Source organism: Micromonospora sp. ATLC16, assembly GCF_057196645.1.
In genome coordinates, this window is sequence record NZ_JBXUOW010000055.1 from 1 (window position 1) to 12,127 (window position 12,127).

General features: G+C 69.3%; 10 protein-coding genes. All 10 read right to left on the bottom strand.

The genetic code is table 11. From position 1 onward, the window contains the following. Positions 1–313: 313 nt before the first annotated feature. The 10 genes from AC2CHE_RS20410 to AC2CHE_RS20455 are packed head-to-tail and all read right to left on the bottom strand — an operon-like array spanning position 314 to position 12,098. Positions 314–1,264, bottom strand: a complete 951-nt coding sequence (locus AC2CHE_RS20410) for a nucleoside-diphosphate kinase (protein ID WP_484506482.1) — start codon at positions 1,262–1,264, stop codon at positions 314–316. 57 nt (positions 1,265–1,321) lie between these two features. Next, a complete protein-coding gene (locus AC2CHE_RS20415; protein ID WP_484506483.1) occupies positions 1,322–2,263 on the bottom strand; it encodes a hypothetical protein in 942 nt (313 codons plus the stop codon). Next, on the bottom strand, positions 2,256–4,832 hold the full coding sequence (pepN, locus tag AC2CHE_RS20420; protein WP_484506484.1) for an aminopeptidase N: 2,577 nt from the start codon (positions 4,830–4,832) through the stop codon (positions 2,256–2,258). The genes AC2CHE_RS20415 and pepN overlap by 8 nt, the downstream gene beginning before the upstream one ends. Before the next feature lie 2 nt (positions 4,833–4,834). Then, a complete protein-coding gene (locus AC2CHE_RS20425) occupies positions 4,835–5,572 on the bottom strand; it encodes a tyrosine-protein phosphatase (protein ID WP_484506485.1) in 738 nt (245 codons plus the stop codon). Continuing rightward, positions 5,569–6,069, bottom strand: a complete 501-nt coding sequence (locus AC2CHE_RS20430) for a CYTH domain-containing protein (RefSeq protein ID WP_484506486.1) — start codon at positions 6,067–6,069, stop codon at positions 5,569–5,571. Before AC2CHE_RS20430 ends, AC2CHE_RS20425 begins: the two co-directional genes overlap by 4 nt. Beyond that, on the bottom strand, positions 6,066–7,625 hold the full coding sequence (locus AC2CHE_RS20435) for an amino acid adenylation domain-containing protein (RefSeq protein WP_484506487.1): 1,560 nt from the start codon (positions 7,623–7,625) through the stop codon (positions 6,066–6,068). Before AC2CHE_RS20435 ends, AC2CHE_RS20430 begins: the two co-directional genes overlap by 4 nt. Before the next feature lie 49 nt (positions 7,626–7,674). Beyond that, positions 7,675–9,714 carry an HAD-IIIC family phosphatase gene (locus tag AC2CHE_RS20440; protein ID WP_484506488.1) on the bottom strand — a complete coding sequence of 680 codons (2,040 nt, stop codon included), beginning with the start codon at positions 9,712–9,714 and terminating at the stop codon, positions 7,675–7,677. Between the two features lie 2 nt (positions 9,715–9,716). Then, complete coding sequence (locus AC2CHE_RS20445; RefSeq protein WP_484506489.1) at positions 9,717–10,709, bottom strand: 3-oxoacyl-[acyl-carrier-protein] synthase III C-terminal domain-containing protein; 993 nt, start codon at positions 10,707–10,709, stop codon at positions 9,717–9,719. Beyond that, entirely contained in the window at positions 10,706–11,815 is a 1,110-nt protein-coding gene (locus tag AC2CHE_RS20450; protein ID WP_484506490.1) for an acyl-CoA dehydrogenase family protein, read from the bottom strand. Before AC2CHE_RS20450 ends, AC2CHE_RS20445 begins: the two co-directional genes overlap by 4 nt. Beyond that, a complete protein-coding gene (locus tag AC2CHE_RS20455; RefSeq protein ID WP_484506491.1) occupies positions 11,808–12,098 on the bottom strand; it encodes an acyl carrier protein in 291 nt (96 codons plus the stop codon). Before AC2CHE_RS20455 ends, AC2CHE_RS20450 begins: the two co-directional genes overlap by 8 nt. Positions 12,099–12,127 lie beyond the last annotated feature (29 nt).

Below are 12,127 nucleotides of genomic sequence, written 5' to 3' on the forward strand. Positions count from 1 at the left end.
CACCAACGGGGAAACCAACATCGCCCGCGCCACCCGACGAGCCGACCGCCGCCCCCACGACCTCATCACCGCCGTGATCAGCAACAACCCGAGAACGCAATGACCCTGGCGAGGTGGTCGACGTGCAAACGCTCTGAAGTGGCGAGCGCCGACCTGATCAGGTTGGAAAAGGCTCAATGGGACTTTCTCCCTGATGCGATGAGGCGGCGCACGACGAGTCCCGCCACAGGGCGGCTACCCGAGCCGGCGGACTGGCAGTTCCGCGCTCCCTACCCGCGTCGAGTCCGCCGCTGGACCGGACACCGGGCGGAGGTCACGCGAGCCAGGACCCAGGCGCCGGATTACCGATTACCTTGATGGCGCCGGGCTCATCTTCCAGAATATGACTGCTGCCGAGCATGGCCAAGTCCCATACGTCTAGGTCGAGATCGAGGGTGGCGAGTACCAGGGCGAACTCTCGCCACGGCAACAGCTCGCCGCGATCTGTGCTCGCCAGCCACGTGAGGACCCGGCTCGCCGGCTCAGCCAGCTCTGGCCGTTCCTCAGCTCGCTTGCGCACGGACTGTTCAATCCGTCGTACGGCGGCGTCCCGGTCGAGTATCGTGCCGCCGAAGTCGCCGGAGTGCAGCACGTGGTCCAGGATCTCCCGGTCCTCTGCGGCCGCGATGCCATCCGCGAGACGGGCGAGCAGTCGCTGGCGGGGCTTGGGGTCCACCAGCAGGTTGAGTTCGCGCACCAGGTCTGCGGGCTCGTCAGCACAGTGGATCATGCTGCATAGCCGGTTGGGGCGACCGATCACGCTGCGCAGGCTACCGGCAGCCTGCTGGGTGATGTCCGCCTTGCCCTTGAGCGAGCTGAGGTGCACGGTCGCGGGAACAGCGTGGTCACCGTGACTGCGCAGGAGCAGCAGCAGGGTCGGGCCGGCCTGCAGCACGATGTCGTTGACGGCAAGCCGGTCCAGCGTGGCGAGCGTGTGCTGATGGCGCCAGAGCTCCCGACCGGTGTGCCGGTCGAATCGGAACAGCTCGGCGCCGATGATCGCGAAGCCGTGCCCCTCCAGGAAGTCCTGGATGACCTTGAGCTTGCCGGTGGCCATGCCGTCCGGCTTGACCAGCATCAGGGCCGAGCGGTGCAGGATCTCGGTCGTTCGGTCCCCGAAAGCGGCGTGGATCTCGCCGAATCCCTCGCGGAAGCAGGTGTCGAGTTCGTAGTGGTACGCCTTGACCGGCATACGGGTGAGGGCGCTCCAGTTGATGGAATCCATGGTGTCGTTCGCTCTTTCATCGGCGGTTGAGTGGGGGGTGGCGTGCGGCCGCGTGGCTCAGCCGTGCAGAACGTTTTCCAGGCGCGCGTAGTTGGTGTCGAGGGCGGTGGACAGCCCGAACTCGAGGACGGCCACGCCCGAGAGTTGCCGCCGCAGGTCTGCCTCGACCCGGGCGAGTACGGCGGGGTCATGCTTGCCGGCCGCGAAGTCGTCGCGACACAAGTCGAGTGCCGCCTCTACACCGACCGGCCGGACCTCCTGATGGTCTCGGGTCAGAATCAGCAACGCCCGCGGGCGGACGGCCGACTTCAGCCGGTCCTCCAAGGCCGCCGGCCATTCGAGCCGCTGCTTGTCCCGGGCGGGAACCGGCGCGGTCCGGGCGGGTGCCAGTTCGGGCCGGCTCGCGATGAGCCCCGGGTCGAGGTAGCCGACCCGGGGATAGCCCCAGAACCGGCCTTCCGGGTCGTCGAGATGGCGCATCATCGCGTCCTCGCCGGCGAATACCGCGCCGTGCAGCAGACCCCACGCAGTGAACGTGGACTTGCCGACACCGCTCGCCGCGGTGACCAGCGCGGCCCGCCCCCGTACGGACAAAGCGCCCGCGTGCAACCCATAGTGACGCTCGGAGCGCAACGTCCGGATCAGGAAGGCCTTCTCGACGAGCCAGCGACCCCACACGATGGGGTTGGCCAGGTCGCTGCGAGCCAGGGCCAGGTGGAGGGCGTCCGCCTTGAGAGAGAGGGTGGCAGTAGAGCTTCCGACGTCGATGACCACCTCGTCGAGGGTGTCCCACTGCGGCGGGAAATAAGGCGGTGGCACGGTTTCCCGCTCGCTTCGGGTCACCTCCACCGTCAGCCGGACGGTGGCCGCGTCGGGCCATGGCATCGGCGTGCCGGGCGTCAGCGGGGTGCCGAACAGCCGCGTGACGACGGACTGCGCCTCGTCAGGTGCCGTGCACGCCACCCGGTAGCCGTAGAACTCGTACAGGTTCTCATGCACGTGAGGTTTCCCCATCCTGGGCGTTTAGGGCCCGGCAGGCGTCGTCGTACTGTTCGCGCACGAGCCGGCGCAAGCCCGCGGGAGCATTGCCGTGGGTGTCCAACCAGCGGGCGGCGGCCTCGGCGGTGCTCGCCTCGGAGAGGGGCGGAAAGAGGCCCAGCACGACCTGTTTGGCCATCTCGTGGCTGCGGCCCTGCCAGATGTCGCCGATCGCCTCGAAGTACCGCGGGGTGTACGGCGAGAGCAGGGCCGGGTCAGAGGCGTCGGCGAAGCCGGCGATGACCGCCTTCTGGAGCTGGTTGCTGAGGTTGCCGTGCTCGACGACAGCCGCCCAGGCAGCCGCCTTGGCCGTGGCTTCCGGCCGCGCCGCCCGTGCCGTGGCCGCCTGGGCGGCGCCGGCCGGAGTGGGGTCCCGCAGCTCCTCCGCGGCTATCTCCTCCTCGCCGGCGCGGCCGGCGGCAGCCAGCCGGATGAGCACCGACCAGCGCAGGTCCGTGTCCACGGCCAGGCCGGGAGTGGGCGGTGTGCCGTCCAGAATGTCGACGAGCAGGTCCAAGTGGGACGGTGCGCTAGCGGTGCCGACGAAGGCGCGCGCCCAGGCGAGCTGGTGGTCGCCGGCCGGTGGGGCGGCGCGCAGCCTCTCCAGTGCGGCGGCGCACCAGCGGGCGGTGAGCTGCTCGCGACTGGCCGGCGTCGTGTAGTGCCGCAGGGCATAAGCCACCTGGCGGTGCAGGGACTCCACCACGCCGATGTCGGTCTCGGTGCCCGCGTTGGTCAGCACGAGGTCGAGGTAGCCCTGGACGGGGAATTCGCCGTCGCGGGTCATGTCCCAGGCCGCGGTCCAACACAGTGCCCGCGGCAGCGGGTCGGCCAGGGCGCCGAGCCGTTCGGTCACCGTACGCAGCGAGTGGCCGTCGAAGCGAACCTTGGCGTAGGTCAGGTCGTCGTCATTGAGGAGCACTAGATCGGGCCGCGGGAGCCCGCGAAGCTGCGGGACGTCGGTGAGCTCCTGGGGGAGCACGTCGGTCTCGGTGCGATGGATGCGGTGCAGCATGCCAGCATCGTCCCGGTTGTAGAAGCCGATGGCGATGCGGTGTGGCCGCAGCACGGCCACTCCGGCGGCGCCGGTCGCAAGGGCGGGCGCCTCCTGGCGTACACGGAAGGTGGCGATGTTTCCGTCGCCGTCGGTGTCAATCTCGGGCCGCAGCACGTTGATGCCGGCGGTCTCCAGCCACATCCTCGCCCACGTGCGGAGATCCCGGCCGGAGGCACGCTCCAGCTGGTGCAGCAGGTCGGGGAAGCGGGCGCTGCCGTACGCGTGGGCCGCGATGTACTCGCGTACGCCGCTGAAGAAGGCATCGGTGCCGACGTACGCCGCCAGCTGTTTGAGGGCGGAAGCGCCCTTGACATAGGTGATGCCGTCGAAGTTGACGAGCACGTCTTCCAGGTCACGGATCTCGGCGACCACGGGATGGGTGGACGGAAGCTGGTCCTGCCGGTAGGCCTTGGCCTTCTGGTGGTTGGCGAACGTGGTCCAGGAATCGGCCCACCGCGAGGCGGGGGCGAGGGCCTGGCAGGCGAAGGAGCAGTAGGTGGCGAAGGACTCGTTCAGCCACAAGTCATCCCACCACTTCATGGTGACCAGGTCACCGAACCACATGTGGCTCAGCTCGTGCAGGATGGTGGCGGCCCGTTTGCGGTAGGCGGCGTCGGTTGCCCGCGAGCGGAAGATGTACTTCTCGTTGAAGGTGACCGCGGCGGCGTTCTCCATCGCTCCCGCGTTGAGGCCCGGCACGAAGATCTGGTCGTACTTCTCGAACGGATACGGCCATCCGAAGCGTTCGGCGAACCAGTCCAGGCCCTGTCGCGTGACGGCAAACATGTCCTCCGCGTCGAGGTGATCGGCCAGGCTGCGACGGCAGTAGAGGCCGAGCGGGATGGTCCGGTCGGCTTCCTGGTGCTCGCTGTGCACGGCGTGGAAGGGGCCGGCGGCCAGCGAGACCACGTAGGTGGCTAGCCGTGCGGTTCGGCCGAAGGTCCAGGTGCCGTCCTGACTGGTGACAGCCGGGGTGTTGGAGACGACCCTCCAGTCCCGCGGGGCGGTCACGGTGAACCCGAACCGCGCCTTCAGATCGGGCTGGTCGAAACACGCGAAGACCCGGCGGCCGTCGGCCACCTCGAACTGGGTGTACAGGTACGTGGACTCGTCCACCGGGTCGGTGAAGCGGTGCAGGCCCTCACCGGTGGTGGTGTACGCGCAGTCCGCCGCCACCACGACATGGTTGGGGCCGGCCACCAGGCCGGGCAGCGAGACCCGGGAGTCGTGGAACACCTCGGCGGGATCCAGCGCCCGCCCGTTGAGGACCACCTCCCGCAACGTGGGCGCGCGCAGGTCGAGGAAGACCGGTGCGGACGGGTCCGTAGCCTCGAAACGGATCACCGTCACCGAGGTGAAGGTGTCGGCCCCGGCGGTTGCGGTCCGCAGATCCAGGCTGATGTCATACGACTCCACCGACAGGGCGGCCGAGCGCAGCTCGGCCTCCTCGGCGGTCAGGTTCGTGCCCGGCATGGTCAGTTGTCTCCGCCCGTGAGCAGCCGTTCGCGCAGGGCGCGGATCGTCTTTTGGGAGACCTTGACGCGGTCGGTGAGATAGCACTCGACCGAGCCGTAGGCCGCCTCTAGGTCGGCGAGCACCAGCTTCATGATCACCGCTGGGGCGCGGCCGTAGCTGGGCCAGGTCAGCTGCCGGTCGGGATTGGCGTTCTTCCAGTCCTGTACGAGGCGCTCGGTGGCCAGCTCGGTGAGCGCGAAGTCTTCGAGGATGGTCTCGCGGTCCACGCCGAGCAGGGTCAGCACCAGCGCACCGATGAATCCCGTACGGTCCTTGCCGGAAGCACAGTGGAAGACCATCGGAACGGGAGCCGACGCGATCTGCTCCAGGACCTGACGGATCTCCTCGACACCGTCCTCGGCCACCTCGGCGAAGCGGTCGGCGAGGTAGCGCCAGGCGTCGACCTCCGGATCGATCGTCGCCTGATCGTACGGCCGGTGCTCGATGCTGAGGTTGACGTAGTGGAAGCGGTCCGCCTCCGGAACCCGCCCCTTGGCCTCGATCTCCCACGGGTACCGCAGGTCGATTACGGTCCGGACACCCAGCTCCTGAAACTTCTCCCAGTCGGCGTCACGCAGTTTGCCGAGCGAGTCCGACCGGTACAGGGTCCGCCAGGCCACGGTGCGACCGTCGACGGACGGATAACCGCCCAAGTCACGGAAGTTGTGCAGGTTTTCGAACACGACGTGCCGGTTCATCGGCCCTCTTCCTTGGTGTCGGACGCCCGGGATGATTCCGCAAGCGCTCTGTTGCTGAAAGCCGCGCTTCCGGTGACTTCCTCGCCGAACCAGTCCGGCGGTACGAACGCCAGCGCCTCTTCCACGCTGGCGAAATCCGCTTCGACCACGCGCAGGCCGGCCAGGGTGCCGTCGTACTCGTCCACCGTTGCCGCCAGATCGCCGAGGGGCACGGTCCACCGGAACTTGCTCAGGCACTCCCCGCCCGCCAGTTCCCAGAGCTGCTCGAAGGTGTCCTCGTCGATGGGGAACTTGACCTCCTGGCGGATCATCGAGCCCGAGGTCAGGTCGAAGGTCTTCGCCGTCATCAGCCGGGAGTTCTCCCCGGCCCGCACCCGGAACTCCACCGGGGCGCCCGGCGGGGTCAGGTATGCCTGGCGTAACCGCTCCCCGGTGGCGCCCGCCGGTACCCGCCAGTCCGGCGCGACCCGGAACTTCCGCTCGATCTCCGTCTTCATGCCGCTGTCACCCGCAGCGTCGTGTCGGTGGACAGCCGCGCCCGGTCCAGCTTCCCCGACGGCGCCAGCGGCATCTCGTGGACCACGGTGAACCGGTTGGGCACCATGTGCGCGGGCAACTGTGCCGCGCACGACTCCCGCAGTCGGGCCACCGTCTGTGTGCCGACGTCGGGTGCTCCGCTGAGGGTGAGGTAGGCGACGAGCAGGGACTCTCCGCCGGCCGCGTCCTCCGTCACCACCACAGCGTCCACCACCGCGGCGTCCGAGCGCAGGGCCGCCTCGATCTCGCCGAGTTCGATGCGGAACCCCCGAAGCTGGATCTGCCGGTCGTTGCGGCCCAGATACTCGTACGTGCCGTCGGGCAGGCGCAGAGCCACGTCACCGCTGCGGTACCAGCGGCAGGGCTCCGCGTCGCCCGCCAACCGCAGTTCGACGAAGCGCTCCGCGGTGAGGTCGGGACGGTCCACATAGCCGTGTGCCAGGCCGCTCCCGGCGATGTACACCTCACCCGGTTCGCCGTCGGGGACCTCGGCGCCGTTCTCGTCCAGCAACACCATCCGCAGATGGCCCAGCGGGCCGCCGATCCAGGTGCCGCCGCGGTCGGAGGCCACCCGTTCGGGCGTGAGCGCGCCGAAGGTGGTGTGCACGGTGGTCTCGGTGATGCCGTACATGTTGACGATGGTCTCCATGCCCGGGCGCATGGCCATCCACTTGCGCACCGAGATGCGGTCGAGCGCCTCCCCACCGAGGACCACGTAGCGCAGAGCCAGCTCGGCCGGACGGCGCTCGTAGGCCTTGGGCAAATACTTGAAGAAGCTTGGAACCATGCTGAGCGACGTCACCCGCTGCTCGGCGAGGAACTCCAGGAAGGCGGCCGGACGCTTGCCGATGTCGGCGGGAACGACCGCGATGCGACCACCGAAAAGCAGGGCTCCCCAGATCTCCCAGATCGAGAAGTCGAAGCTGTAGCTGTGGAACATCGACCAGGTGTCGTCCGGGCCAAAGGTGAACGGGCCGTCCACGCAGGAGCGAAAAAGATCCAGTACGGCGCTCTCTGCGACGGCCACCCCCTTGGGGACGCCAGTGGAGCCGGAGGTGTGGATGACGTAGACCGGTACGTCGTCGGGTCGCTTCCGCGGGGCCGGCTCCGGGGCGACCCACCCCTCACCGTCCTTGCGGCGCGCGCAGATCACGCCGCCGGGGATGGTCGCGCCATCCGCCTCGGCGATGGCCACGCGGGTGTTCGTATTCTGAGCCATGAACGCGAGCCGGTCGGCCGGATAGGCCGGATCCAGTGGCACATAACCGCACCCGAGGCTGAGGACAGCCAGGACCGCGGCGACTACCTCCCAGCCCCGCTCCAGGCTGATGCCGACCATGTCTCCGGGGCGTACCCCATGGTGGGCCAGACTCGCCCGGTACTCGCGGGCGACCTGCTCCAGCTCGCCGTAGGTGATGTCGAAGGAGCCCTCCGTGATGGCGACGGCGTCCGGCCGCCGGGCGGCATGCCCCGCAAACACCTCGTAGAGCGAAACGGCGTGCTTCAGGTCGTGCATGGACCTTCCTAACTAGGTACGGCGATGGCGGAAGCGGAGCGGGCGGTGGTCACTCCGCGCGGGGGGGGGGCAGTGCGGCCAGGGCCGCGGACAGCCGGCCATAGCTCTCGTCGAGGTCCGCGGACACCTCGAACTCCCATACGGCGATGTCGGCCAGCAGACCGCGCAGATCCCCCGCCACCGCGGCGACCTGCTCGGCATCCTTGGCGGTGGCGAAGTCCTCGCGACAGCGGTCCACGGCCTCGTCGAGGTCCAGCTCGCGCAGCCCGCCGCGCTCGCCGCGGACGAGAAAGACCAGAGCGTCCGGACGGGCCCGGCTCAGCAACCGGTCCTCGAGGGCTTCGGGCACGGTGACCCGGCTCTTGGCGCCGCCGTCGATGGCCGTGGCGGACGCGTCGGTGAGGGCCTGATCGCGGGCGATCATGTCGGGAGACAGGTAGAGGGCCCGGGGATAGCCCCAGAGCACACCGTCCGGCTCGTCCATGTTGCGGGCGAGAATGTCCTCGCCGATTAGGCGGGCGCCCCGGTGCAGCGCCCAGAAGGCGAAGGTAGATTTGCCCACGCCGGCCGATGCCGTGATCACTGCGGTCCGCCCGGCGACCTCGACCGCACCGGCGTGCAACGGGTAGCTGCGCGGGTTGCGGCATACCAGGTAGAGGAAGAGGCGCTCCAGGATCCACCGGCCCCACACCTGGGAGTCGGCGAGGTCCGCGCGGGCGAGGGTGACCGTCCCGGCAAGCGAGTGCGGGTCGACCACGCAGCGCGACGAGACGGTGTCGATGATGATCGGGTCGCCGGTCATGACCTCGAGGGTGTGCGGCGGGTTGACCGGCTCGACCACCGGACCGTCCTGCACGTCGAAGGCGAGCCGTACCTTCCGGGTGTGTGCCGCTGCCGGCTCGTTCGCATCCACCGCCAGGCCGAAAAAGTCCCGTACGACTGCGCGGGCCGCGATGTCGTACGAGCACTCCACCCGGTGGCCGTAGCACTCGTGCACCGAGTGCAGGCGGTCGGCGCCCAGGGTGGGAGCGGTCACCCGCATCGTCGTGGAGACCTGCTGCGCCGCGGGCAACAGGTGCAGCCGCTGAATGCCGGAGCCGTTCTCGTCCGCCGTACCGCAGGACTCGCAGAGATCCGCGCCGAAGCCGGCGAACCGGTACGCCACTTCCATGATCCGATTGCGGTCGGTGCGCTTGAAGTCGGCCGTCAGGTGTACGCCCGCCGCGGCCGCCTGCGCCATCAGCCAGCGCAGGACCGTGGCTCCGGTACCGAACGAAACCACCCGGCAGGAGGTGGCCAGCAGCTTCAGGTGCCAGCGTTCGGGCAGGCGTTCCAGCAGCAGCACGCCCACCGCGCCGTGGCTGCCGAAGCGGTCGGTCAGGCTCATGACCAGTACGTCGTGCTGCGGGTCGGCCAGCAGCGCGTTGAGATCGGCGTCCGAATAGTGGATGCCCGTCGCGTTCATCTGGCTGGTGCGCAGGGTGAGTTCCTCGACCCGGGCCAGCTGCTCGGGCCCGGCGTGCTCGATGACCAGCCGCAGGTCAAGGGAGCGAAGGAATTCCTCGCTGGAGCGGCTGTGCTCGGCCTCGGCACGCTGCCGCTGTACCCCGGCCTGGTACATCGCCCGCCGGTTAGCAGCGTCCACGGTCACGGTGGCCGGGCTGAACTCGGTCAGCCCGAGGAGCTCGGCCACGCGCTGGGTGTCGTACGTGCGGACCGCCGGCAGCTCGCGCTCGACCTCGGCCCGCTCGGCGGGTTGGTCGTCGATGAACGCGATGGCGGACTCGGCGAAGTTGAGCGCGGCGGCGATGGCCCGGACGCTGTCGGACTTGCGGCCCCAACCGATCTGCGGAACCAGGAAATACTCGGCGAGACCCAGCTTCTCCAACCGTTCCCAGGCGTGGTCGTGGTCGTTACGGCTGGCGACCGACTGCAGGATTCCCCGGGAGTCGAGCTCCAGTACGACGCGCCGGATCTCCTTGGTCAGCTCGACCTCGTCGTCCTCCAGCAACGTGCCCCGCCAGAGGGTGTTGTCCAAGTCCCAGACCAGACACTTGACCAGGGCCGACTCGGCGGCGGTGTCGGACATCGTCATACCTCCCAGAGAGTGGCAGCCCAGGCGGCGACCGGGCTGTTGTTGAGGACGAGCACGTGGTCGCCGCGCCGCAGCCCGCCCTCGGCGAGCAGCTGCTGGAGGTTGAGCACGACGTCCATGGCACCCAGGTGGCCGTACGCGGCCAGGTGGCGGCGGCAGACCTGGTGGATGGGAAGGCCGAGCAGGGTCTCGTAGAAGTCGAAGGCCGCTGCGGTGACGTTCTGCATGAGGGTGGCGGCGACGTCCTGCTTGCCGACACCGCCCTCGGCCAACGTCGCGCTGACCAGCCGGGTCAGCCGCTGCCGGCTGTGCATGGCCAATTCGAAGCGGTACCGGTCCGCCGACTGGCACTCTTCGCGCCACTCGTACCACGGAGCGGACTTGTAGTCGACCCGGAACAGGTCGTGGAAGCTCCCGTCGCTCTCCATCCGGTGCGCCTTCAGCACCGGCCGGCCGCCCCGCACCATGGTCATCGCGTACGCGCCATCGCCGATCACGGTGACCGGGAAGCGGACCCGGTCGGCGCCGGTGGGGCGGCTGGCGTGGGCGATGACGGCACTCTCGCGGCCCGGGTCGGCGGCTATCAGGTCACGGGTCAGCGCCCAGGCCGCGCTGGAGCCGGTGCAGCCCAGGCCGTCCACCGTGAAGGAGAACGTGCCGACCAGGCCGGATTCCACCTGAACCTGGCCGACGTCCGAGCCGAGCAGCACGTCGGGAGACCGGGGACTGACCAGCAGGAGCAGGTCGGGGGCGGAACCGGGGGGCAGACCGAGACCACGGACGGCCTCGGCGGCCAGCCCGGCCGTGGTGCGGTCCTCGTAGACGCCGACCGTCTCGATGCCCGACCCGCGGGTGAACTCGCTCTCCTCGTGGCTGAGCAGTCCCGTCTCCGGCAGGTCGGCCACCTTCACCCGGTGCGCCGGAAGCAGACAGTGGATTGCGCCGATCCCGATCCCGGTGCGGTTGCCGTCGTTGTCGTGCGTCGTCATGCCCACACCGTCATCGCCTCGTCAGCCAGCAGCATCTGACTGATCTCATTGCTTCCCTCGATGATTTCCATCAGCTTCGCGTCGCGGTAGGCGCGGGCCACCACGTGCGAGTTGTCCGCCCCGGCGGAGGCGAGAATCTGCACCGCGGACGCCGCGCCGCGGGCCGCGGCGCCCGCGGCCACATGCTTGGCGAGTACGGCCGTCGCGGCGTGGCGCGGGTCGCGAGAGTCCCACTCCCGGCTGGCCTGTTCGCAAGTCAGAGCCGAGGTTTTCGCGGCCGCGTGCAGTTCGGCAATGTGCCGTTGGACCAACTGGTGATCGGCGAGGGGCCTGCCGAAGGTGTGCCGCCGCGCGCTGTGCTGGACGACGGCGCGCAGGCAGGCCCGCACGATGCCCACGCAGCCCCAGGCCACGGAGATCCGCCCGTGGGTGAGCGGAGAGGTCACCAGCATGGCGGTCGGCATCCCGGCGCCGCCCAGCAGGTGATCGACCGGCAGCCGCACCCGGTTCAGGCGCACCGTCGAGTGCCCGGCCGCCCGACAGCCCAACGGGTCGCCGATGCGTTCGACGGTGACGCCGGGCGCGTCCACCGGCACCACGACCATCGCGCCGCCGTCCGCGTACCGGCCGAAGACCACCAGCAGGGAGGCATAATAGGCGCCGGTCACCCAGCTCTTCTCGCCCGTCACGACGATGTCGTCGCCGTCGCGGACGATCGTGGTGGCCATCGCCGAGAGATCACTGCCGGCACCCGGCTCACTGAACGCCACCGCGGCGCTGTCCCCGGAGGTGAGCCACGGCAGAAAAGTCCGCTTCTGGGCGGCCGAGCCGAACCGCGACACCGTCCAGGCGGCAATGCCCTGCGAGGTCATGATGCTGCGCAGCGAGGTGCACACCTCGCCCGTCGCCGCGATCAGCCCGCCGTGTTCGGCGCTGCTCAGGCCGAGGCCGCCGAACTCCTCGGGCACGTCCGCGCACAGGATGCCCTTGGCGCCCAGCTCGCGGATGAACGTACGGGGAATCTCGGTGGTCCGGTCCCAGTCCGCCGCACGGTCGGCGACCAACTCCGTCACCAGGCCAGCCGCCGCGCGGCCGGCCTCACGCATGGGTGCTGCCCGCCGCGCCGCCCGCACGGAGCCGTGCGATGAGGGCGCTCATCGCACGCACGCTGCGGAAGTTGTCCATCTTCAGCTCGTCGCCGCCGACTTCCACCCCGTACGTGGTCTCGACGTGCACGACCAGCTCCAGAGAGAACAGGGAGTTGACGGCGCCGGAGGCGAAGAGGTCGGTGTCGGAGCTCATCGGCACCTTCACGCGACTCTCCAGGAAGGTCAGCAGCTCGGTCTCGATCTCGGTGGTGCTCTGCTGGGGGAAAGACGTGGTGGACACGATGGTGGGGTGCCTCTCGGTCGATGGTG

Excerpts from the sequence above, each read along its gene's own strand:
- AC2CHE_RS20410 (WP_484506482.1), bottom strand. The coding sequence starts at position 1,264 with ATGGATTCCATCAACTGGAGCGCCCTCACCCGTATGCCGGTCAAGGCG.
- pepN (WP_484506484.1), bottom strand. The coding sequence starts at position 4,832 with ATGCCGGGCACGAACCTGACCGCCGAGGAGGCCGAGCTGCGCTCGGCC.
- AC2CHE_RS20425 (WP_484506485.1), bottom strand. The coding sequence starts at position 5,572 with ATGAACCGGCACGTCGTGTTCGAAAACCTGCACAACTTCCGTGACTTG.
- AC2CHE_RS20430 (WP_484506486.1), bottom strand. The coding sequence starts at position 6,069 with ATGAAGACGGAGATCGAGCGGAAGTTCCGGGTCGCGCCGGACTGGCGG.
- AC2CHE_RS20435 (WP_484506487.1), bottom strand. The coding sequence starts at position 7,625 with ATGCACGACCTGAAGCACGCCGTTTCGCTCTACGAGGTGTTTGCGGGG.
- AC2CHE_RS20440 (WP_484506488.1), bottom strand. The coding sequence starts at position 9,714 with ATGTCCGACACCGCCGCCGAGTCGGCCCTGGTCAAGTGTCTGGTCTGG.
- AC2CHE_RS20445 (WP_484506489.1), bottom strand. The coding sequence starts at position 10,709 with ATGACGACGCACGACAACGACGGCAACCGCACCGGGATCGGGATCGGC.
- AC2CHE_RS20450 (WP_484506490.1), bottom strand. The coding sequence starts at position 11,815 with ATGCGTGAGGCCGGCCGCGCGGCGGCTGGCCTGGTGACGGAGTTGGTC.